This is a genomic window from Nonomuraea ceibae (assembly GCF_019396325.1).
Lineage (GTDB): Bacteria > Actinomycetota > Actinomycetes > Streptosporangiales > Streptosporangiaceae > Nonomuraea > Nonomuraea ceibae.
The window spans coordinates 56,847-77,488 of sequence record NZ_JAHKRO010000028.1; the positions used below are offsets into that span (position 1 = coordinate 56,847).

Consider the following 20,642-nt stretch of genomic DNA (forward strand, 5'->3'; position numbering starts at 1 on the left):
GGCGCCACCAGTGGTGCGTGCGCGCACCGCTTGTCCCCCCGGGGCCCGCCGTGGCTTGGAGCTACTGGCGAGTAGGAGGCCGGGGGTGGACCACACCGCCCACGACGGCGATGACGCCGTCCACATGGCGCGCGCGATCGAGCTGGCCGCACTCGGGCACGGCCGCACCAGCCCCAACCCCGTGGTGGGATGCGTCGTGCTCGACGCCTCCGGCAGGGTGGCAGGCGAGGGGTCCCACCCGTACGCGGGCGGCCCGCACGCCGAGGTCGTGGCGCTGCGTCAGGCGGGCGAGCGGGCCCGCGGCGGCACCGCGTACGTGACGCTGGAACCCTGCGACCACACCGGCCGGACCGGGCCGTGCAGCCTGGCGCTGCTGGACGCCGGCCTGGCCCGCGTGGTCGTCGCCGTGCCCGACCCCACCCCGCGGGCGGCCGGCGGCGCCGACCGGCTGCGCGCCGCCGGGGTCGCCGTCGAGACCGGGCTCCTCGCCGCAGAGGCCGAACGGGTCAACGCCGAGTGGCTGACCTTCGCCAGGCTCGGCCGGCCGCACGTCACCTGGAAGTACGCCGCCACCCTCGACGGGCGCTCCGCCGCCGCCGACGGCACCAGCCAGTGGATCACCTCGCCCGAGGCGCGCGCCGACGTGCACCGGATGCGCGCCCGCAGCGACGCGATCGTCGCGGGTGTCGGCACCGTGCTGGCCGACGACCCCCGCCTGACAGCCCGTCCCCCCGGCGACGGCTCGCCGGACCGGACCCCGCTGCGGGTCGTCGTCGACCCCTCCGGCCGCACCCCGCCCGGGGCGCGGGTGTTCGACGGCGAGGCGCCGACGCTCGTCGCCGTCGCCGAGGGCGTGACCACCCCGCGGGGCGCCGCCCTGCTGCCCCTGCCCCGCCACGGCGCCGGGCTGGACCTGGCGGCGCTGCTCAAGGAACTCGCCGCGCGCGACGTCGTCAGCGTGTTCCTGGAAGGCGGGCCCACCCTGGCGGGAGCGTTCCTCGCCCAGGGCCTCGTCGACCGCGTCGTGGCGTACGTGGCGCCGGCCCTCCTCGGAGCGGGGGCCGCGGCGCTGGGCGAGGCGGGGGTGGCCACGATCGCGCGGGCGCACCGCATGAGCTTCGAGGAGATTTCCCGCATCGGGCCGGACCTGAAGATCGTCGCCCGGCCGCAGCTCGCAGGCAACAGCGCAGACAACAGCAGGGAGAAGTGATGTTCACCGGAATCATCGAGGAGAAGGGCGAGGTCGTCGCCCTGGAACGGGCCGGCGACGCCGCCAGGCTGACCGTGCGCGGCGCGCTCGTCACCTCCGACGCGCGCCACGGCGACTCCATCGCCGTCAACGGCGTCTGCCTGACGGTCGTCGACGTCAAGGACGACGTCTTCACCGTCGACGTGGTCAAGGAATCGCTCGACCGCAGCTCCCTCGGCGTCCTCACCGAGGGCTCGGCGGTCAACCTCGAACGCGCCGTCCGCGCCGACCAGCGGCTCGGCGGCCACATCGTGCAGGGCCACGTCGACGGCACCGCCGCGCTGCTGTCCAGGAGCCCCGGCGACAACTGGGACGACCTGCGCTTCTCGCTCCCCGAGCCGCTCAGCCGCTACGTGGCAGAGAAGGGCTCGATCGCCATCGACGGAATCAGCCTCACGGTCACGACTGTTGACGACGGAAGCTTCGGCGTGAGCCTCATCCCCGCCACGCTCCGGCTGACGACCCTGGGCGAACGTCAGGTGGGCGACCTGGTGAACATCGAGGTCGACGTGATCGCTAAGTATGTGGAAAGGCTGGTGGTCAGGCAGTGAACTGGGCTGAAGCCGGATTCGAGGTGTTCGGCACACACGTGCTCTGGACGGACCTGGTCGGCAACGTCGCCGCGCTGTCCACCGTCCTGCTGGCGATGCGCAGATCCATGTGGACCTGGCCGGTGCAGTTCACCGGCTCGGTGCTGCTGCTCGTCGCCTCGGTCAACGCCGGGTTCGCCGGCAACGCGCTCAAGCAGGTGCTGTTCGGCGCGCTGGCGGTCTACGGCTGGTGGGCCTGGCGGCGCGGCACCCAGGGCGGCAGGCAGCTCGCCGTCCGCCCGGCCACCGCCCGCGAGCGCGGCACGCTGGCCGGCGTCATGCTCGCCGGCACCGTCGTCGTCGGGCTGCTGTTCTTCGTCACCGGGCTGTCGTGGGGCGCGGCCAAGCCGCTGCCCGAGGGCGCGTTCCTGGTCGCCGCCGACGCCTACATCTTCGTCGGCAGCGCCGTGGCCACCTGGGCGCAGGGCAGGGCGCTGGTCGACTTCTGGATCGTCTGGGTGGCCGTCGACCTCGTCGGCGTCCCGCTGGCCTTCAGCACCGGGCTGTACGTCACGGGCGCCGTCTACGGCGTGTTCTTCGTGCTGGTGATGATCGGTTTCGTCAAATGGTTGCGTGAATACCGGCTCGCGGCCGGTCCCGAACTGGCGGTGGCGTCATGAGCGAGATCAGGTTCGACCCGGTGGAGCGGGCCGTGGAGGACATCCGCGCCGGCAAGGCCGTCGTGGTCGTCGACGACGAGAACCGGGAGAACGAGGGCGACATCATCTTCGCCGCCTCCCGGGCGACCCCCGAGCTGCTGACCTTCACCATCCGTCACACCAGCGGCGTCATCTGCGTGCCGATGGAGGGCAAGGAGCTCGACCGGCTCGGCCTGCCCCTCATGGTGTTCCAGAACCGCGAACGGCTGCGGACCGCGTACACGATCAGCGTCGACGCCCGCGACGGAGTCACCACCGGCATCTCCGCCGCCGACCGCGCCCGCACCATCCGCACCCTGGCCGACTCCGCGACCGAGCCGAACGAGCTGGTCAGGCCCGGCCACATCTTCCCGCTGCGCTACCACGAGGGCGGCGTGCTGGCCCGGCGCGGCCACACCGAGGCGGCCGTCGACCTGGCCAGGCTCGCCGGGCTCAGCCCCGCCGGCGTGCTGGCCGAGGTCGTCAACGACGACGGCACCATGGCCAGGCTGCCCGAGCTGCGCGTCTTCGCCGACGAGCACGACCTGGCGCTCATCTCCATCGAGCAGCTCGTCGACCACCGCCGCCGCACCGAGAGCATGGTCACCCGGGTCGCCGAGACGAGCCTGCCCAACACGTACGGGCTGTGGAAGGCGTACGGCTACGCCAGCGCGCTCGACGGCGGCGAGCACGTCGCGCTCGTGCTCGGCGACCTCGGCGACGGCGAGAACGTGCTGGTGCGCGCCCACTCCGAATGCCTGACCGGCGACGTGTTCGGCTCGCTGCGCTGCGACTGCGGCGTGCAGCTCGGCAACGCCATGTCGGCCGTCGCCGAGGAGGGCGCCGGGGTGATCGTCTACCTGCGCGGCCACGAGGGGCGCGGCATCGGCCTGCTGGCCAAGCTCAAGGCCTACAGCCTCCAGGACGGCGGCGTCGACACCGTGGACGCCAACGTCGAGCTGGGGCTGCCGGTCGACGCGCGCGAGTTCTCCAACGCCGCCCAGATCCTCGCCGACCTCGGCGTGAAATCGGTACGGCTGCTCACCAACAACCCGGCCAAGCTGCGCGGCATGGACGGCTACGGCATCAAGGTGCTGGGCCGCGAGCCGATGCCGGTGGCCATGAACCCCCACAACGAGCGCTACCTGACGGCCAAGCGCGACAGGCTCGGCCACGACATCTCGGAGGCGTCATGAGCGGCGATGGACGGCCGGCGGCAGGGGCCGCGCCCGACGCGGCGGGGCTGACCGTCGGCGTGGTGGCGGCGAGCTGGCATGCCAAGATCACCGACCAGCTCGTGGCCAGGGCGGTCCAGGCGTGCGACGACTCCGGCGCCACCGCCACCGTCGTGCGCGTGCCCGGCTCGCTGGAGATCCCCGTGGTCGCCCAGGCGCTGGCCCGCCGCTGCGACGCCGTCGTGGCGCTCGGCGCGGTCATCCGGGGCGAGACGGCCCACTTCGAGTACGTCTGCGACTCGGTCACGGCAGGGCTGACCCGGATCTCGCTCGACGAGCGGACCCCCGTCGGCAACGGCGTGCTCACCTGCGAGACGCTCGACCAGGCGCTGGACCGGTCCGGGCTGCCCGGCAGCAAGGAGGACAAGGGGTACGAGTCGGCGATCGCCGCGCTGGAGACCGCACTCCTCCTGAGGGACCTGCACTGACCTGAGGTAGGTTTCCCTCGTGTCTGAGCCCGTGCCGCCTCCGCCCCTGCCCGTCACCTGGCGTCCCCGCCGGGGCAGGATCGTCGCCTACGGATTCGCCACGCTCGTCGTGATCGGGGCGGTCGTCATGGCGATCCTCATCGCCGATCCGTTCAAGCTGCCCGACCGGATCGCGATCGTGCTGTTCGGGTGCGCGGTGGCGTTCGTCCTCCACCTGCTGGGCCGGGTGCGGGTGGAGGCCGACGACGAGGGCGTCACGCTGGTCAACGCGGTGCGCTCGCACCGCTACACCTGGCCCGAGGTGATCGACGTGACGCTGCTGCCCGGCGAGCCCTGGCCAAGGGTCGACTTCTCCGACGGGCGCACGATCGGCGCCATGGGCATCCAGGGCTCGGAGAAGGCGATGGCCCGCCGCGCCACCGCCGAGCTCGCCGCGCTCATCCACGAGCGCGGCGAGGCGCGCGAGGACTGATCGGCGTAGCCTGAAGGCGTGCTGCGCCGGACTATCAGGCCCCTGGACCTCACGTCGCCGGACGAGCTCGCCGCGCTGCTCGACCGGCACGACTACCTGGCCGACGACGGCCTGGCCACCGCCGCGTTCCTGGCGCTGCGGATGCGCCGGCCGCTGTTCCTGGAGGGCGAGGCCGGGGTCGGCAAGACCGAGCTGGCCAAGACCCTGGCCGCGCTGCTCGACGCGCCGCTGATCCGGCTGCAGTGCTACGAGGGGCTCGACGCCTCCCAGGCGCTCTACGACTGGGACTTCGCCCGCCAGCTCCTGCACCTCAAGACCGCCGAGGCGGCCGGCGTGGCCGACGCCGCCCGGCTCGAAGGGGAGATCTACGACCGGCGCTTCCTCATCGCCCGGCCGCTGCTGAAGGCGCTGGAGACGCAGCCGAGCGTGCTGCTGGTCGACGAGATCGACCGGGCCGACGACGAGTTCGAGGCGTTCCTGCTGGAGGTGCTGTCCGACTTCACCATCTCCATCCCCGAGCTGGGCACCGTCAGGGCCGCCAGCCCGCCCGTCGTCGTGGTCACCTCCAACCGCACCCGCGAGGTCCACGACGCGCTCAAGCGCCGCTGCCTCTACCACTGGCTGGAGCATCCCGGCTTCGACCGGGAGGTGGCGATCCTGCTGCGCCGGCTGCCCGGCTGCACCGAGACGCTGGCCGCCCAGGTGGCCCGCGCCGCCCGGCGGCTGCGCGAGGCCGGCCTGGTCAAGCCGCCCGGCGTGGCCGAGACGCTCGACTGGACCGAGGCGCTGCTCACGCTCGGCGCCCGCGAGCTCGACCCGGGCCGCGCCGCCGCCACGCTCGGCGCGGCGCTGAAATACCGCGAGGACGTCGAGCGCGTCCTGGGCGAGGGGCTGCTCGCCCATGAATGACCTGGCGGCCACCGTCACGGCCTTCGCCCGCACGCTGCGGGCCGCCGGCGTGGCCGCCGACCAGGAGCGGGCCCAGGCCATGCTGCGCGCCCTGGACCATCTCGACCTGACCTCGCCCGGCGACGTCTACTGGGCCGGGCGGCTGACGCTCTGCGCCGGACCCGACGACCTGCCCCGCTACGACCGGTGCTTCGCCGCGTTCTTCGGCGGCGTTCGGGCCGAGCTCGGCCGGGCCGCGACCACCTCCGTCACCCGCCACACCGCCGCCGAGGACGGCGGGCGCCGGGGCGAAGGGGAGGCCGCGCCCGCCACCGCCAGCCGGGCCGAGATCCTGCGCCACCGCGACGTGGCCCGCCTCACCGAGGCCGAGCGCGCCGAGGTGCACCGGCTGCTCGCCCTGCTCAGCGGCCGCCGCCCGGTCCGCCGCTCGCGCCGCCACGAGAGCGCCCGGCGCGGCGGCCTCGACCGGCGGCGCACCGTGCGCGAGGCGCTGAGGACGGGCGAGCCCGCCCGGCTGCTGCGGCGCAGGCACACCGTCAGGCAGCGCCGGGTGGTGCTGTTCGTGGACGTCAGCGGCTCCATGAGCCCCTACGCCGAGACGCTGCTGCGCTTCGCCCACGCCCTGGTCAGGACCGGGCCGCGGGCCACCGCCGTCTACTCCATCGGCACCCGGCTCACCTGCGTCACCGCCGAGCTGCGCCACCGCGATCCCGGCACGGCGCTCGACGCGGTGTCGCGGGCCATCCCCGACTGGAGCGGCGGCACCCGGCTGGGGGAGGAGCTGCGCGAGTTCCTGACCCGGCGCAGCGCCCGCGGGTCGATCGTGGTCATCGCCTCCGACGGGTGGGAGCGCGGCGACCCGGCCCTGCTGGGCGCCCAGATGGCCCGGCTGTCCCGCCAGGCCCACCGGGTGATCTGGGTCAACCCGCACAAAGGGTACGAGGACTATCAGCCGCTGACCGGAGGCATGCGGGCCGCCCTGCCGTACCTGGACGACCTGGTGGCCGGGCACAGCCTGGCCGCCTACGAGGCACTCAGCGAAAGGCTCGCCCATGCGTGACGTGCTGCCGGAGATCATGCGCTGGTGGGAATCGGGGCTGCGGTTCGGGCTCGCGACGGTCGTGAGCACGTTCAGCAGCGCGCCCCGGCCGCCCGGGGCCGCCATGGCGGTGCGCGGCGACGAGGTGGTCGGCAGCGTCTCCGGCGGCTGCGTCGAGGGCGCGGTCTTCGAGCTCGCCGCCGAGATCGACACCCCCGTCCTGCAGAGGTACGGGGTCAGCGACGACGACGCGTTCGCCGTCGGGCTCACCTGCGGCGGCATCATCGACGTCCTCGTCGAGCCGATCTCCCTGGAGACCTTCCCCGAGCTGGGGGAGGTCGCCGCGTCCGTCGCCGCGCACGAGCCCGTGGCCGTCGCCACCGTCGTGGCGGGCCCCGGCCGCATCGGCGCCCGCCGCGTCGTCTGGCCGGACCGCTCGGCCGGCACGCTCGGGCCGCGCCGGCTCGACGAGGCCGTGGACGACGACGCCCGCGGCATGCTCGCCCAGGGCCTGACCGCCATCCGCCACTACGGCGGCGAGGGGGAGCGGCGGCTGGACGACCTGTCGGTGTTCGTGCACGCCTTCGCGCCGCCGCCGCGGATGCTGGTGTTCGGCGCGATCGACTTCGCCGCGGCCGTCGCCCGGGTCGGCAAGTTCCTCGGCTACCACGTCACCGTCTGTGACGCCCGGCCCGTCTTCGCCACCCCCAAGCGCTTCCCGGAGGCCGACGAGGTCGTGGTCAGGTGGCCGCACGACTACCTCGCCTCCGTCGCGGTGGACGAGCGCACGGTCGTCTGCGTGCTCACCCACGACCCCAAGTTCGACGTGCCGCTGCTGGAGGTGGCGCTGCGCACGGAGGCGGGCTACGTGGGCGCGATGGGCTCGCGCCGCACCCACGAGGACCGGCTGGCGCGGCTGCGCGAGGCCGGGCTGACCGAGGCCGAGCTGGCCCGGCTGCGCTCGCCCATCGGCCTCGACCTGGGCGCCCGCACCCCGGAGGAGACCGCCGTGTCGATCGCCGCCGAGCTCATCCAGCTCCGCTGGGGCGGCTCCGGCAGGCCGCTCACCCACACCGAGGGCCGCATCCACCACGAGACCACTCCCGGCGGGGCGTCATGACGTACACGAAGGTGGCCGGGCTGCTGCTCGCGGCCGGGCAGGGGGCGCGGCTGGGCCGGCCCAAGGCGCTGCTGGAGCACGCCGGCGAGCGGCTGGTCGACCGGGGCGTCCGGCTGCTGGAGGAGGGCGGCTGCCACCCGGTCGTCGTCGTGCTCGGCGCCGCCACGGTGCAGGTGCGCCGGGCCGTCACCGTGCGCAACCCCGGCTGGGCGAGCGGCATGGGCTCCTCGCTGCGCACCGGCCTGGCCGCGCTGCCCGAGGAGGCGGAGGCGGTGGTGGTCGCGCTGGTCGACCAGCCGTTCGTGCGGCCGGAGGCGGTGCGCGCGCTCATCGCCTCGGGCGCGCCCGTCGCGGTCGCCACCTACGACGGCCGCCGCCGCAACCCGGTGCTGATCGCCCGCCCGCACTTCGCCGGGGTGGCCGCGCTGGCCCGGGGCGACGTGGGCGCCAGGCCCTTCCTGAAGGCCCACCCCGAGCTGGTCGCCGAGGTGCCCTGCCCCGGCGACCCGGCCGACATCGACACGCCTGAGGACCTGCGGCTACTGCAGGCGGAGTGAGGCGATCGCGGCCCGGTGGTCGCTGCCCGTCGCCGGGGCCACGCCCGCCTTCGTCGCCGTCATGCCGCGGAACAGGATGTGGTCGGGCCTGGTGATGGGGAACTCGGCGGGCCAGGTGAAGCCGAACCCGTCGCCGGCCACCTCCTGCGCGTCGGTCAGCGGCGGCGTCAGGCCGCGCATGCCCCGGTCGGTGGTGGCCGTGTTGAGGTCGCCCAGCAGCAGGATCCGCTCGCTGCGGTCGGCGTCGATGAGCTTGCGCGCCTGGGCCAGCGAGGCGTCGCGCGAGGCCGTGTGGCCCGGCCTGGCCGAGGCCAGGTGCATCACGTAGACGGTGACCTTCCCCTTCGGCGTCGACACCACCGCACGCAGCGCGCGGGGCCAGCCCATGCCCACGTCCAGCGGGCGCTTCTCGGTGATCGGGTAGCGGCTCCACAGGCCGACCGTGCTGACCGGGTAGCGGTGCTTGAACATCTTGTTGAGCTGCTTGGCCGCCGGGCCGCCCGGCGTGAGCTCCTGGGCGGCCAGCAGGTCGAGGCCGTCGGCGACGGCCCGCACCGCCTCGCCCGAGGCGTCGTTGCGCACGCCCACGTTGACGGTGCCGACGGCCAGGTCGCTCGGCCCGCCCGGCGGCGTGCGCACCAGCGTCGAGCCGAACATCGCCGCCCACACCACGCCCGGCACCAGGGCCGCCGCCGTCGCCACCCCCGACCGGGCCACCAGGGCGGCCAGCAGCAGCACGGGCACGGCCAGCCCGATCCACGGCAGCACGCTCTCCATCACGGGGGTGAACCCGCCCAGCACGGGGATCAACCGGTGTCCTGCCAGAGCCGCGGCGACCACGACCGACACGACGACGACGCCGTTCCTCAACATTCTGACCAAGCTAGCGGCTCGCCGCTGCGATAGCCTTTCGCCATCGCAACGGAACATCATTCGGTAGGTGGGGAGTCGGGCATGCGCATCGGGATGGCACTGAACTACTCGGGCGGTTTCAAGGAGACGGTCGCCGAGCTGGCCGACTACGAGAAGGCCGGGCTCGACATCGTCTTCGTGGCCGAGGCCTACAGTTTCGACGCCGTCAGCCAGATGGGCTACATCGCGGCCAGGACCGAGCGGCTGGAGATCGCCTCCGGCATCCTGCCCATCTACTCGCGCACGCCCACGCTGCTGGCGATGACGGCCGCGGGCATGGACTACGTCTCCGACGGCCGCTTCACGCTCGGCCTGGGCGCCTCCGGCCCGCAGGTCATCGAGGGCTTCCACGGCGTCCCCTACACCGCGCCGCTGGGCCGTACCCGCGAGGTCATCGAGATCTGCCGCCAGGTGTGGCGGCGCGAGCGCGTCCAGTACGACGGCAAGCACTACACGCTGCCCCTGCCCGCCGACCGCGGCACCGGACTGGGCAAGCCGCTCAAGCTCATCAACCACCCGGTACGCCCCCGCATCCCGATCGTGGTCGCCGCCATCGGCCCCAAGAACGTCGAGCTGACCGCCGAGCTCGCCGAGGGCTGGGAGCCGATCTTCTACATGCCGGAGAAGGCCGCCGACGTGTGGGGCCCCTCGCTGGCCGCCGGGAAGGCCAGGCGCGACCCGGAGCTGGGCGAGCTGGACGTGATCGCGCAGGCGTCGCTGGCGATCGGCGACGACGTGGCCGGGCTGCTGGAGTTCGGCCGCCCGATGGCCGCCCTGTACATCGGCGGCATGGGCGCCAAGGGCAAGAACTTCTACAACGACCTGGCCCGGCGCTACGGCTACGAGAAGGAGGCCGAGCGGATCCAGGACCTCTACCTCGACGGCAAGAAGGACGAGGCGGCGGCGCTGGTGCCGCAGGAGCTGCTGGAGAAGATGTCGCTGATCGGCGACGAGGGCTTCGTGCGTGACCGGGTGGCCGCGATGAAGGAGTCGGGCGTGACGACGCTCAACGTCGCCCCGCTGGGCCGCACGCACGAGGACCGGGTGCGGCTGATCGAGACGATCAAGGAGATCGCCGGCTGAAAGTTTTTCCGACAAGGGGCTCGTTCTTGGAATAAAGGTGAACGAGCCCCTTGTTAGGGACGTCCGTGAGGTTTTCGGTCATCATCGTGCGGCTCGTGGAGCGGCTGCACATCGATCTGTGCCGCGTGCTGGGCTCGCTCTGTCGCTGATCGCGCATTCCCGCGCTCGATCGCCAGACACCCCTTCCCACCTCCGGAGTTCTGTTTTCCGTGAAGAGATTCAGCTTTTCCCTGCAGTTGCTGCTGGGCCTCGTGCTCGGCGTGGCCCTCGGGTTCGTCGCCAGGATTTGGGACGTCGCCTGGCTCGCCGAGACGCTGACCCAGGTCGGCGCGCTCTTCGTCCAGCTCCTCAAGCTCGCGGTGCCGCCGCTGGTGTTCACCGCCGTCCTCGTCAGCGTCGCCAACCTGCGTAACGTCAACGGCGCCGCCCGGCTGGCCTCCAAGACGCTGCTGTGGTTCCTCGTCACCGCCGCGGTCTCCGTGGCCTTCGCCATCGGCCTCGGCCTGCTCGTCAACCCCGGCCGCGGCGTCACCCTCGACACCGGCGCCGCCAAGGCCCCCGAGAACACCGGCTCCTGGCTCGACTTCGTCACCGGCATCGTGCCGACCAACGTCGTCACCGCCTTCACCGAGGTCAACGTCCTGCAGATCGTGTTCCTCGGCGTGGTGGTCGGCGCCGCCGCGCTGGCCGTCGGCGAGAAGGCCGAGCCCCTGCTCAACCTCGGCCGCTCGGTGCTTGAGCTGGTCCAGAAGGCCCTGTGGTGGGTCATCCGGCTCGCCCCCATCGGCACCGCCGGGCTCATCGGCAAGGCCGTCTCCACCTACGGCTGGGACCTGCTCGCCCCGCTCGCCAAGTTCAGCGCCGCCGTCTACATCGGCTGCTTCATCGTGCTGCTGGCCGTCTACCCGACGCTGCTCGCCGTCTGGGGCAAGGTCAGCCCGATCCGCTTCTTCCGCAACGCCTGGCCCGCCATCGAGCTGGCCTTCGTCTCCCGCTCCTCCGTCGGCACCCTGCCGCTGACCCAGCGCGTCACCGTCGAGCGCAACGGCGTCGACGCCGACTACGCCTCCTTCGCCGTGCCGTTCGGCGCGACCACCAAGATGGACGGCTGCGCCTCCGTCTACCCGGCGCTGGCCGCGATCTTCGTGGCCCAGGTGTTCGGCGTGCCGCTCGGGCTGGGGGAGTACCTGCTGATCGCGTTCGTCTCGGTCGTCGGCTCCGCCGCCACCGCCGGGCTCACGGGCGCCATCGTCATGCTCACGCTCACGCTCAGCACGCTGGGCCTGCCGCTGGAGGGCGTCGGGCTGCTGCTGGCCATCGACCCGATCCTGGACATGATCCGCACCGCCACCAACGTGACGGGGCAGATGGTCGTCCCGGTGCTGGTCGCGCGCTCGGAGGGCCGCCTGGACGAGGCCGTCTTCAACGCCCCGTCCCAGCCCCTCACCGGCGGCCCCGCCGCCACGCGCTCGCCGGAGCCGGTCCCGGCCTGACCTGACATCGACGCCCGAGGGCGGGGAGCCACCCGGCTCCCCGCCCTCTTGCTGTCTCCGGACGGCGGATCTTCCCGCGCGCACGGCCGGATGTGCGGCGGGCGGGGGCTGTGGGGCCTATGGTTGGTCCGAAACTGCAGTGGTGAGTTGTGAGTATTGGCGGAGATATGTCCGACGCGACGCCGTCCCTGGTCGCAGGCCGGTACCGGCTTGACGAGCTCATCGGCAGCGGGCCGATGGGAGAGCTGTGGCGCGGCTACGACACCCGCGCCGACTGGACCGTGGCGGTCAAGATCCTGGGCGCCAGGGCCAAGGGCGCGGCCACCCGCCAGGTGCTGCGCGAGCACGCCCAGGCGGTCGCCCGGGTCATCCACCCGAACGTGGCCATGGTGCTCGACGTGGGCGACCACGAGGGGGCGCCGTTCCTGGTGATGGAGTTCCTCACCGGGCCCAGCCTGGACGAGGAGCTGGCCGCGCGCGGGCCGCTGAAGGTCGTGGAGGTGTGCGACCTGATCGGCCAGGCCGCCGCCGGGCTGGACGCCGCGCACCGGGCCGGCGTGGTGCACGGGCACGTCCGCCCGCACAGCTTCCGGCAGGCGGGCAGCGGGGTGCTGAAGGTCGTCGGGTTCGGCCTGGGCGAGCAGGCGCCCGGCGACGGCGACCCGCACTACCGGGCCCCCGAGGGGGAGGGCGGGCCGCCCGCGGACCTGTACGCGCTCGGCGTGGTCTGCTATGAGTTGCTCACCGGCCAGAAGCCCGCCGGGCAGCCGCCGGGCGCGCTGCGCCAGGGCGTGCCCGCGGAGCTCGACCGGCTGGTGATGTCCCTGCTGTCCGCCGACCCCGGCCGCCGTCCCGCCAGCGGCGAGTCACTGCGCCGGGCGCTGGTCGCCGTCGCCAGGCCGCGCGCCACCGTGCCGCCGCCCACGACCGAGGTGCACGCGCGGCCCCCGCTCCAGGCCCCCGCCCCGCGGGCCGGTGACACGGCCGTCTTCGACGCGGCCGAGCTCGCGCCCCCGCCACCGGGCGGCGGGGGCGGCGGGAACCGGCGGCTGTACGTCCAGTTCGGCGCCGCCCTGGCCGCGATCGTCGCCATCACCGTCGTGATGATCCTCTGGGGCGCCTCCGGGGACGAGCAGCCGGTCGCCGAGAACACCACCGCCCCGTCGGTGGCCGTGACCAGCACGCCCGACACCACGCCCGAGCCCATGCCCACCGTCGAACCCCTCCCCACCACCACCCCCGAGCCCGCCCGCGAGCCCACCTCGCTGCGGGAGACCGGCGGGGCGAACCCCAAGGGCACCGTCGGCGTCGGCGTGCCGCCGGGGGGCTGGGAGGGCTACCTCAGGCAGTTCGGCTCCGCGCTGACCGCCCAGATGCGGCTGAACGGCATCGACCCCCGCGTCGCCGGCAAGGCCCAGGACAAGCTCGCCAAGGCCGCCCGCAAGTTCGCCGAGGGGCACGAGGACTCCGGGCGCGACCACGTCCGCGGCGTCCTGCGCGACCTCCTGCGCGCCCAGGAGAAGGGCAAGATCGCCAAGGAGGGGCCGCTGCCGGAGTGGCTGAGCGAATGGCGTCTGGAGTAGGCGCCCCGAGGTGATGTTCGATACGCGTACATTGGCGAAATGACGGTCAATTATCAGGAGCGACGGGCCCGGCTCGCGGCGATGCTGCCCGCGCACGAGGTCGAGGCCATGCTGGTCACCTCGGCGGTCAACGTCCGCTACCTCACCGGGCTGGCCAGCTCCAACGCCGCCGTCCTGATCAGGGCGGACGGCTCGGCCCTGCTCGTCACCGACAACCGCTACATCGACAAGACCCGCGGCCTCGACGTCGAGGCCGCGGAGGCGTCCGACGTGGCGGGCGAGCTCGCCGCCCCCGGCGTCGGCATCGAGGCCGCCAGCATGAGCGTGGCGACCTACCACCGGCTCGGCGCCGGGCTCGTCCCGCTGGAGCCCCTGGTCGAACGGCTCAGGGCGGTCAAGGACGACGACGAGCTGGAGCTCCTGCGCACCGCCTGCGCCATCACCGACCAGGCGTTTGCCGACATCATCCGCACCATCGGGCCCGGCGTCACCGAACGCGACCTGGCCCGCCTCCTCGACGCCCGGATGATCGAGCTGGGCGCCGACAAGCCCGCCTTCGAGACCATCGTCGCCGCCGGCGAGAACGGCGCCGTCCCCCACCACGCCCCCACCGACAGGGAGCTGCGCTCCGGCGACCTCGTCACCATGGACTTCGGCGCCCTCTACCAGGGCTACCACGCCGACATGACCCGTACGGTCAGCCTCGGCGAGCCCGCCGCCTGGCAGCGGGAGATCTATGAGCTGGTGGCCCAGGCGCAGCGGGCCGGCAGCCTGGCGGTGCTCCCCGGGGCCGAGGCCAAGCAGGTGGACGCCGCCTCACGCGACATCATCAAGGCCGCCGGTCACGGCGACCACTTCCGTCACGGCCTCGGCCACGGCGTCGGCCTGGAGATCCACGAGGAGCCGTTCCTCGGCCCTTCGCGTACCGGTAGACTTGAGGACCGAGTTCCGATCACCGTCGAGCCGGGGGTCTATCTCCCGGGCCGGGGCGGCGTTCGCATCGAGGACACAGTCGTGACACGCGGGGGCGGCGCGGAACTTTTCACCAAGACGACCAAGGAGCTGCTCGTTCTGTAGAGCGGCCGCACGCGGGAGATGACGAGTGGCGACGACCAACGACCTCAAGAACGGCATGGTGCTGAAGCTCGACGGTGGTGAACTGTGGGCCGTCGTGGAGTTCCAGCACGTCAAGCCGGGCAAGGGCGGCGCTTTCGTGCGCACCAAGCTCAAGAACGTGCTGTCCGGCAAGGTCGTCGACAAGACCTTCAACGCCGGCGTCAAGGTCGACGTGGCCAACGTCGACAAGCGCGAGATGCAGTATTCCTACCGTGACGGCGACGACTTCGTGTTCATGGACACCGAGACCTACGACATGGTCAACGTCTCCAGCCGCACCGTCGGTGACGCCGCCAACTACATGCTGGAGAACACGCTCGCCACGGTGGCCTTCAACGAGGGCTCCGCGCTCTACGTGGACCTGCCCGCCGCCGTCGAGCTGACCGTCGCCGAGACCGAGCCCGGCCTGCAGGGCGACCGCTCCACCGGCGGCACCAAGCCCGCCACCCTGGAGACCGGCGCCGAGATCAAGGTGCCGCTGTTCATCACCACCGGCGAGCGGGTCAAGGTCGACACCCGCAGCGGCGAGTACCTCGGCCGGGCCTGAGGTGTCGGCACGAGGCAAAGCACGCAGGCGCGCCCTCGACATCCTCTTCGAGGCCGAACTGCGCACGGAGGACCCGCTCAAGATCCTCGCCGAGCGGGTGGAGCGGGGCGACCCGCCGGTCAACGAATACACCTCGGCCATCGTCGAGGGCGTCGCCCGGCACCACGCCCGCATCGACGAGCTCATCACGACCTACTCCGAGGGCTGGACCCTCGAACGCATGCCCGCCGTCGACCGCAACCTGCTGCGCGGCGGCACGTACGAGCTGCTGTGGATGCCCGACGTCCCCGAGGGCGTCGTCATCAGCGAGTGGGTCCACCTGGCCGGTGAGCTGTCGACGGACGAGTCGCCGCAGTTCATCAACGGGCTGCTGGCCCGCTTCAAGCAGCTCAAGCCCAGCCTGACCCTCTAGCGCGGGGCCGCCCCGGGGCCGTGCGCCCCGGCGAAGACGGCGAAGGCCGCGTCCGGCCCGGAGGCCGGCCGCGGCCCGCGTGACCCGCTGCGCCGATCAGTGACGCAGAGGCCACGGCGTCCATCAGTGGCCGGGGGCCACGGCCCGCTCCTGGGCCAGGCGCTCCTCGCCCGACAGGTCGTTGAGCGGCTTCTCCTTCAGGAACAGCACCGCCACCAGGGCCAGCGCCGTCAGCGGCACCCCGATGAGAAACAGGTCGGCGGTGGCCGTCGCGTACACGTCCTGGATGATCGCCACCACCTGCGGCGGCAGCGTGGAGATGTCCGGGACCGCGCCCTCGCCCCCGCCGCCCCCGGCGGCCAGCGGGCCGAGCCGCTCCTTCATCTGCGACGTCACCTGGCTGGCCAGCACCGCGCCCAGCGCGCTGACGCCGATCGTGCCGCCCATGCTGCGGAAGAACGACAGCGCCGAGGTGGTGACGCCCAGGTCGTGCGCGGGGACGTCGTTCTGCGCGGCCAGGACCAGGTTCTGCATGAGCATGCCGACGCCGATGCCGAGCACCGCCATGTAGACGCCGAGCAGCACCGTGCTGGTCTTGCCGTCGATGGTGCTGAGCAGGGCCATCCCGGCGAGCATCGTGACGCCGCCCGCCACCAGGAAGCCCTTCCAGCGGCCCCACTTGGTGATGAGCTGGCCCGCGACGGTCGAGGAGATCAGCAGGCCGAACACCATCGGCAGGCTCATCAGGCCCGCGACGGTCGGCGACTTGCCGAGCGCCACCTGGAAGTACTGCGACAGGAACACGGTGCCGCCGAACATCGCCACACCCACCAGCACGCTCGCCACGGTGGTGAGGGTGACGGTGCGGTTGCGGAACAGGTACAGCGGGATGATCGGCTCAGGCGCCCGCGACTCCACCCAGACGGCCAGCGCCAGGACGATCAGGCCGCCGCCCACGAGGCCCACGGTCCACCAGGAGCCCCAGGCGAACTGGTGGCCGGCCAGCGACGACCAGATGAGCAGCGTGGAGACGCCCACCGTGATGAGCAGCGCGCCCAGGTAGTCGACCTTCACGTCCTTGCGCACCACCGGCAGGTTCAGCGTGCGCTGCAGCAGGATGATGGCCACGATCGTGAACGGCACGCCGAACAGGAAGCACCAGCGCCAGCCGAGCCAGGAGGTGTCGACGAGCACGCCGCCGATCAGCGGCCCGGCGACCGTGCCGATGCCGAACACGGCGCCGAAGATGCCGGCGTAGCGGCCCAGCTCGCGCGGCGGGATCATGGCCGCCATCACGACCATCGACAGCGCCGTCATGCCGCCCGCGCCGACGCCCTGGACGACCCGGCTGACGATGAGGATCTCCACGTTCGGCGTCAGGCCCGCGATGAGCGAGCCGGCGACGAACAGTCCCAGGGAGAGCTGGATGAGCAGCTTCTTGCTGTAGAGGTCGGACATCTTCCCCCAGAGCGGCACCGTGGCCGTCATGGCCAGCAGCTCGGAGGTGACGATCCAGGTGTAGACGGTCTGGGAGCCGTTCAGGTCGGTGATGATGCGGGGCAGGGCGTTGGCCACGACGGTCGAGGCCAGGATGGACACGAACATGCCCACCATCAGCCCTGACAGAGCCTGCAGGACCTTGCGCCGGGATGTGCGCTCGGCGGGCGCGGCCTCGGGTCCGGGCTGCGCGCTGGTCGTTGTCATGTTTCCTCTCAGGCAGGGGCACGCGGCGCCCCGGTCGGGCGCCGCGCGGTCGGGCGATGGTTCAGGGAAGGTCTTGGGAGGGTCTTCGGGGCGGGTCAGGGCGTGGACAGGCCGCCGGCCAGCCGGGCGAACGCCTCGTCGAGCAGCACCGTCAGCGTGGGGACCCCGTCACCGGCGCTCCAGCGCATCATCACGGCCCGGAAGGCCGCCAGGGAGACGGCCGTCACGAGGTGGGCGTAGCCCTCGTCGCCGCTCCGCTCGGCGAGCAGGCCCGTCAGCACCAGCTCGGTCTCGACGCCGCCGGAGACGAGGTGCGGCAGGAGCGACGGGTTCTGCTCCAGCACCCTCAGCCGGAGCATCCACCACTCGCGCTGGTCCTGCACCTGCTCGGCCTGCTCGCGCAGCACCAGGTGCAGCGCGTCGAGGGCGGGCACGTCGCCGGGGACGCCGGCCAGCCGTTCCTTGAGCTCGGCGCCGACCATCCGGTTGCGGCCGATGAGGGCGTCTTCCTTGGACGGGAAGTAGTTGAAGAACGTGCGCGAGGAGACGTCCACGGCCTCCGCTATGTCCTCCACCGTGACCCCCGCGAGGCCGCGCTCGGCGACCAGCGTCAGGGCGGCGCGCTCCAGCGCCGCGCGGGTCTCGAGCTTCTTGCGGTCCCTCCGGCTGAGCTCGTCGTTGCTGTCCACGGTGGTCACAACGAACAGGGTAGGGAAGAAATTTCAGGATCTGCAATCTTTCATGATGCGAAGTACGGCAGATCACACAAGGTACGCATCCCGGACGGAGGCCCGGTTGTCGCATCCGAGGGAAAGCGCCTGCCGTCCGGGGGCGCGGAGGGCGGCACGCACGGCGTAGGCTGGGCTGGTCGGTGGAAAGAGGGAGGCTCGACGTTGCGTGCTGAAGGCGTCACGAGGACCCCGGCGGTGCGGACCGCCGTCGTCTGGGACGCGCTACGGGCGGTGCTGGCCGAGCTGGCCGCCGCCACCGGGCGCGAGGCCCTCGACATCGTCGACGCCGGGGGCGGCACCGGAGGGTTCGCCGTGCCGCTGGCCGCGCTGGGCCACACCGTGACCGTCGTCGACCCGAGCCCCGACTCGCTGGCCGCGCTGGAGCGCCGGGCCAAGGAGCGTGACGTGGAGGTGCGCGGCCTGCAGGGCGACGCCGCCGACCTGGGCGACCTGCTCAGCCGCGACAGCGCCGACCTGGTGCTGTCGCACAGCGTGCTCGAGTACGTGGACGACCCGGTCGGCGCGCTGTCGGCGATGGCCGGGCTGCTGCGCGAGGGCGGCGCGGTGAGCGTGCTGGCCGCCAACCCCGTCGCCAGCGCCATCCACCGGGCGCTGGCCGGGCAGTTCGACGAGGCCAGGGCCGTGCTGGCCGACCCGATGGGCAGCTGGGGCGACCGCGACCCCACGCCGCGCCGCTTCACCGGCGAGACCCTGACCGGGCTGCTGACCTCGGCCGGGTTCCGGCCGGGCGCGGTGCACGGGGTGCGTGTCTTCGCCGACCTGGTGCCCAGCCGGCTGGTCGACGGCGAGGCCGGCGCCGCCGAGGCGCTGGCGGCGCTGGAGCAGGCCGCCTCCGCCCATCCGGTGCTGCGCGACATCGCGACCCAGCTGCACGTGCTGGGCCACAAGGCCTCGGCGTAGAACGCCTGTTCGGATAGACTCGGCGGCGTGTCTCGCAAGCAGATCACCGGCATCGGCCCCGCTCCGCGGACCGGGGGCGACGACAGCGGCTGCCCGATCCTGCATGTCGACATGGACGCCTTCTTCGCCAGCGTCGAGCTGCTGGAGCGGCCCGAGCTGCGCGGCCTGCCGGTGATCGTGGGCTCGCCCGCGGGCCGGGGCGTGGTGCTCAGCGCCACCTACGAGGCCAGGGCGCGGGGCGTGCACTCGGCGATGCCGATGAGCCGGGCGCGCCGGCTGTGCCCGCAGGCCACGATCATCCCGCCCAGCCACGGCAAGTACGCCGAGGTCTCCAGGGGCGTGATGGAGATCTTCCACGCGATCACGCCGCTCGTCGAGCCGATCGCCTCCGACGAGGCGTTCCTCGACGTGGCGGGGGCGCGGCGCCGGCTGGGCTCGCCCGCGGAGATCGCGGCCGGGATCAGGGCCGAGGTGCTGGAGCGCTACGGCATCACCTGCTCGGTGGGCGTCGCGGGCAGCAAATTCATCGCCAAACTCGCCTCAAAGCAGTGCAAGCCCGACGGCATGCTCGTGGTGCCGCCCGATGACGTCGTGGCCTTCCTGCACCCGTTGCCGGTCTCGGCGCTGTGGGGCGTGGGCGAGCGCACCGAGCAGTCGCTCGTGCGCCTCGGCATCCGCACCGTCGGCGACCTGGCCAGAGTGCCGGTGTCCACGCTGCAGCGCGAGCTCGGCCAGGCGGTCGGCGGCCACCTGGCGGCGCTGGCGTGGGGGCGCGACGAGCGGCCGGTGACCGCGCACGTCCCCGACAAGAGCATCGGCAACGAGGAGACCTTCGCCGCGGACGTCGACGACCCCGACGTGATCAGGCGTGAGCTGCTGAGACTGTCCGAACGGGTCGCGGCCAGGATGCGTAAGGCCGGACACGTGGGCAGGACTGTAAGTGTGAAGCTGCGCCGAGCCGACTTCTCCACGATCAGCCGGTCCCGGACTCTCAAGGAGCCGACCGACGTCGCCCAGGAGATTTACGCCACAGCGTGCGAGCTGTTCCAGGCGGCAGGTCTGGAACGGGTGCGGCTGCGCCTCGTGGGGGTCCGGATGGAGGGCCTGCGCCCGGCCGATTCGGCCTCACGCCAGCTCAGCCTGGGTGAGCGGGAGACCGGCTGGCGCGAGGCCGAGCAGGCCATGGACCGGGCCGTACGCAGATTCGGCCCCGATGCGGTGCTCCCGGCTTCGCTTGTCCGGGGCAGACTTGATGAAATGGAGGCGTGAGGAGATGTCACGACTTCCGGGGAGGAGGGCGATATGGCGCAGAATGAAGCCATGACGTCACCTCCGGTTTGGTCTGCGTTGGACGTTTGCTTTCGCCTACGTCTACAGCCTCGTATTCTGGGGATAACCGACCGCGAGGTTCGGACACCCCGTGTCGTCCGTTGCCGTCTTCCCCGTCCAGGGGCCGTCCTTGGGAGGCGCCGTGCCGCTCTCTGAGCACGAGCAGCGCTTGCTCGACCAGATCGAGCAGGCCCTCTACGCCGAGGACCCGAAGTGGGCCAACACCGTAAGGATCAGTGACCCGCGCAGCCATTACAAGCGTCGCCTGATCAAAGCCTCCGTCGGCTTTGCTCTCGGCGTCGTCCTGCTGATGGTCGGCGTTGTGATCAACCTGATCCCGCTCGGCGTCGGCGGTTTCGTGGTCATGCTCGCCGCGTGTCTGTGGGGTCTGTCCAGTTGGAAACGCATGAACGGGTTCGGCGGCGACTCCGCCCCGGCGCCCGGCGCCCCCGCTCCGGGCAAACAGGCCCGCCGGGGAAACCGGGGGACCTTCATGGAACGCATGGAGGAGCGCTGGCGCCGTCGACACGACGAGCGCTGAGCCTCAACAGCCCGTGAAACGGTCGTGCGGCCG

General features: G+C 72.5%; 23 protein-coding genes. 20 read left to right on the top strand and 3 right to left on the bottom strand.

Annotation, left to right across the window (positions count from 1 at the left end):
• Positions 1-85 precede the first annotated feature (85 nt).
• The 10 genes from ribD to KME80_RS19840 are packed head-to-tail and all read left to right on the top strand — an operon-like array spanning position 86 to position 8,237.
• A complete protein-coding gene (gene ribD, locus KME80_RS19795) occupies positions 86-1,210 on the top strand; it encodes a bifunctional diaminohydroxyphosphoribosylaminopyrimidine deaminase/5-amino-6-(5-phosphoribosylamino)uracil reductase RibD (RefSeq protein WP_308125838.1) in 1,125 nt (374 codons plus the stop codon).
• The gene (locus KME80_RS19800) at positions 1,210-1,800 is read left to right on the top strand and encodes a riboflavin synthase (protein WP_219507256.1); all 591 of its coding nucleotides are present in this window, start codon (positions 1,210-1,212) and stop codon (positions 1,798-1,800) included. Before ribD ends, KME80_RS19800 begins: the two co-directional genes overlap by 1 nt.
• Entirely contained in the window at positions 1,797-2,459 is a 663-nt protein-coding gene (locus KME80_RS19805; protein WP_219507257.1) for a nicotinamide mononucleotide transporter family protein, read from the top strand. Before KME80_RS19800 ends, KME80_RS19805 begins: the two co-directional genes overlap by 4 nt.
• Positions 2,456-3,673, top strand: coding sequence for a bifunctional 3,4-dihydroxy-2-butanone-4-phosphate synthase/GTP cyclohydrolase II (locus tag KME80_RS19810; protein ID WP_219507258.1), 1,218 nt, complete (start codon positions 2,456-2,458; stop codon positions 3,671-3,673). The genes KME80_RS19805 and KME80_RS19810 overlap by 4 nt, the downstream gene beginning before the upstream one ends.
• A complete protein-coding gene (gene ribH / locus KME80_RS19815) occupies positions 3,670-4,140 on the top strand; it encodes a 6,7-dimethyl-8-ribityllumazine synthase (protein WP_219507259.1) in 471 nt (156 codons plus the stop codon). The genes KME80_RS19810 and ribH overlap by 4 nt, the downstream gene beginning before the upstream one ends.
• A gap of 19 nt (positions 4,141-4,159) precedes the next feature.
• Positions 4,160-4,612 carry a PH domain-containing protein gene (locus tag KME80_RS19820; RefSeq protein WP_219507260.1) on the top strand — a complete coding sequence of 151 codons (453 nt, stop codon included), beginning with the start codon at positions 4,160-4,162 and terminating at the stop codon, positions 4,610-4,612.
• A gap of 18 nt (positions 4,613-4,630) precedes the next feature.
• On the top strand, positions 4,631-5,521 hold the full coding sequence (locus KME80_RS19825) for an AAA family ATPase (protein ID WP_308125839.1): 891 nt from the start codon (positions 4,631-4,633) through the stop codon (positions 5,519-5,521).
• Positions 5,514-6,581, top strand: a complete 1,068-nt coding sequence (locus KME80_RS19830; RefSeq protein ID WP_219507262.1) for a vWA domain-containing protein — start codon at positions 5,514-5,516, stop codon at positions 6,579-6,581. Before KME80_RS19825 ends, KME80_RS19830 begins: the two co-directional genes overlap by 8 nt.
• On the top strand, positions 6,574-7,680 hold the full coding sequence (locus KME80_RS19835; RefSeq protein ID WP_219507263.1) for an XdhC family protein: 1,107 nt from the start codon (positions 6,574-6,576) through the stop codon (positions 7,678-7,680). The genes KME80_RS19830 and KME80_RS19835 overlap by 8 nt, the downstream gene beginning before the upstream one ends.
• A complete protein-coding gene (locus KME80_RS19840) occupies positions 7,677-8,237 on the top strand; it encodes a nucleotidyltransferase family protein (RefSeq protein WP_219507264.1) in 561 nt (186 codons plus the stop codon). The genes KME80_RS19835 and KME80_RS19840 overlap by 4 nt, the downstream gene beginning before the upstream one ends.
• Here the strand turns inward: KME80_RS19840 and KME80_RS19845 are convergent.
• Positions 8,220-9,110 (bottom strand): endonuclease/exonuclease/phosphatase family protein, encoded by an 891-nt coding sequence (locus KME80_RS19845; RefSeq protein WP_219507265.1) that lies wholly within the window; start codon positions 9,108-9,110, stop codon positions 8,220-8,222. The two genes, KME80_RS19840 and KME80_RS19845, sit on opposite strands and share 18 nt — an antisense overlap.
• Before the next feature lie 81 nt (positions 9,111-9,191).
• On the opposite strand from KME80_RS19845, the gene KME80_RS19850 reads away from it, so the two are divergent.
• The 7 genes from KME80_RS19850 (at position 9,192) to nusB (ending at position 15,383) form a co-directional block, all read left to right on the top strand.
• Positions 9,192-10,232, top strand: a complete 1,041-nt coding sequence (locus KME80_RS19850; RefSeq protein WP_219507266.1) for an LLM class F420-dependent oxidoreductase — start codon at positions 9,192-9,194, stop codon at positions 10,230-10,232.
• A gap of 86 nt (positions 10,233-10,318) precedes the next feature.
• Positions 10,319-10,381, top strand: a complete 63-nt coding sequence (locus KME80_RS53220) for a putative leader peptide (RefSeq protein ID WP_357586608.1) — start codon at positions 10,319-10,321, stop codon at positions 10,379-10,381.
• 60 nt (positions 10,382-10,441) lie between these two features.
• Entirely contained in the window at positions 10,442-11,725 is a 1,284-nt protein-coding gene (locus KME80_RS19855; protein WP_308125840.1) for a dicarboxylate/amino acid:cation symporter, read from the top strand.
• A 167-nt stretch (positions 11,726-11,892) separates the two neighbouring features.
• A complete protein-coding gene (locus tag KME80_RS19860; protein WP_219507267.1) occupies positions 11,893-13,308 on the top strand; it encodes a serine/threonine-protein kinase in 1,416 nt (471 codons plus the stop codon).
• Between the two features lie 39 nt (positions 13,309-13,347).
• Entirely contained in the window at positions 13,348-14,385 is a 1,038-nt protein-coding gene (locus KME80_RS19865) for a M24 family metallopeptidase (protein WP_219507268.1), read from the top strand.
• 25 nt (positions 14,386-14,410) lie between these two features.
• Positions 14,411-14,971: an elongation factor P gene (gene efp / locus KME80_RS19870; RefSeq protein ID WP_219507269.1), complete on the top strand. Its 561-nt coding sequence runs from the start codon at positions 14,411-14,413 to the stop codon at positions 14,969-14,971.
• Position 14,972: 1 nt separating this feature from the next.
• On the top strand, positions 14,973-15,383 hold the full coding sequence (gene nusB, locus KME80_RS19875) for a transcription antitermination factor NusB (protein ID WP_219507271.1): 411 nt from the start codon (positions 14,973-14,975) through the stop codon (positions 15,381-15,383).
• Positions 15,384-15,506: 123 nt separating this feature from the next.
• Here the strand turns inward: nusB and KME80_RS19880 are convergent, their stop codons facing one another.
• Both KME80_RS19880 and KME80_RS19885 read right to left on the bottom strand, forming a co-directional pair.
• On the bottom strand, positions 15,507-17,087 hold the full coding sequence (locus KME80_RS19880) for an MDR family MFS transporter (protein ID WP_219507273.1): 1,581 nt from the start codon (positions 17,085-17,087) through the stop codon (positions 15,507-15,509).
• A 95-nt stretch (positions 17,088-17,182) separates the two neighbouring features.
• Positions 17,183-17,785 carry an acyl-CoA-like ligand-binding transcription factor gene (locus KME80_RS19885; RefSeq protein ID WP_308125841.1) on the bottom strand — a complete coding sequence of 201 codons (603 nt, stop codon included), beginning with the start codon at positions 17,783-17,785 and terminating at the stop codon, positions 17,183-17,185.
• A 195-nt stretch (positions 17,786-17,980) separates the two neighbouring features.
• Here KME80_RS19885 and KME80_RS19890 point away from each other — a divergent pair, with 195 nt between their 5' ends.
• The 3 genes from KME80_RS19890 to KME80_RS19900 all read left to right on the top strand — a co-directional run bounded on the left by KME80_RS19890 (position 17,981) and on the right by KME80_RS19900 (position 20,609).
• Positions 17,981-18,739, top strand: coding sequence for a methyltransferase domain-containing protein (locus tag KME80_RS19890; RefSeq protein WP_219507275.1), 759 nt, complete (start codon positions 17,981-17,983; stop codon positions 18,737-18,739).
• Positions 18,740-18,766: 27 nt separating this feature from the next.
• Positions 18,767-20,008 carry a DNA polymerase IV gene (dinB, locus tag KME80_RS19895; RefSeq protein ID WP_219507277.1) on the top strand — a complete coding sequence of 414 codons (1,242 nt, stop codon included), beginning with the start codon at positions 18,767-18,769 and terminating at the stop codon, positions 20,006-20,008.
• Positions 20,009-20,210: 202 nt separating this feature from the next.
• A complete protein-coding gene (locus KME80_RS19900; protein ID WP_219507278.1) occupies positions 20,211-20,609 on the top strand; it encodes an SCO2097 family morphological protein in 399 nt (132 codons plus the stop codon).
• Positions 20,610-20,642 lie beyond the last annotated feature (33 nt).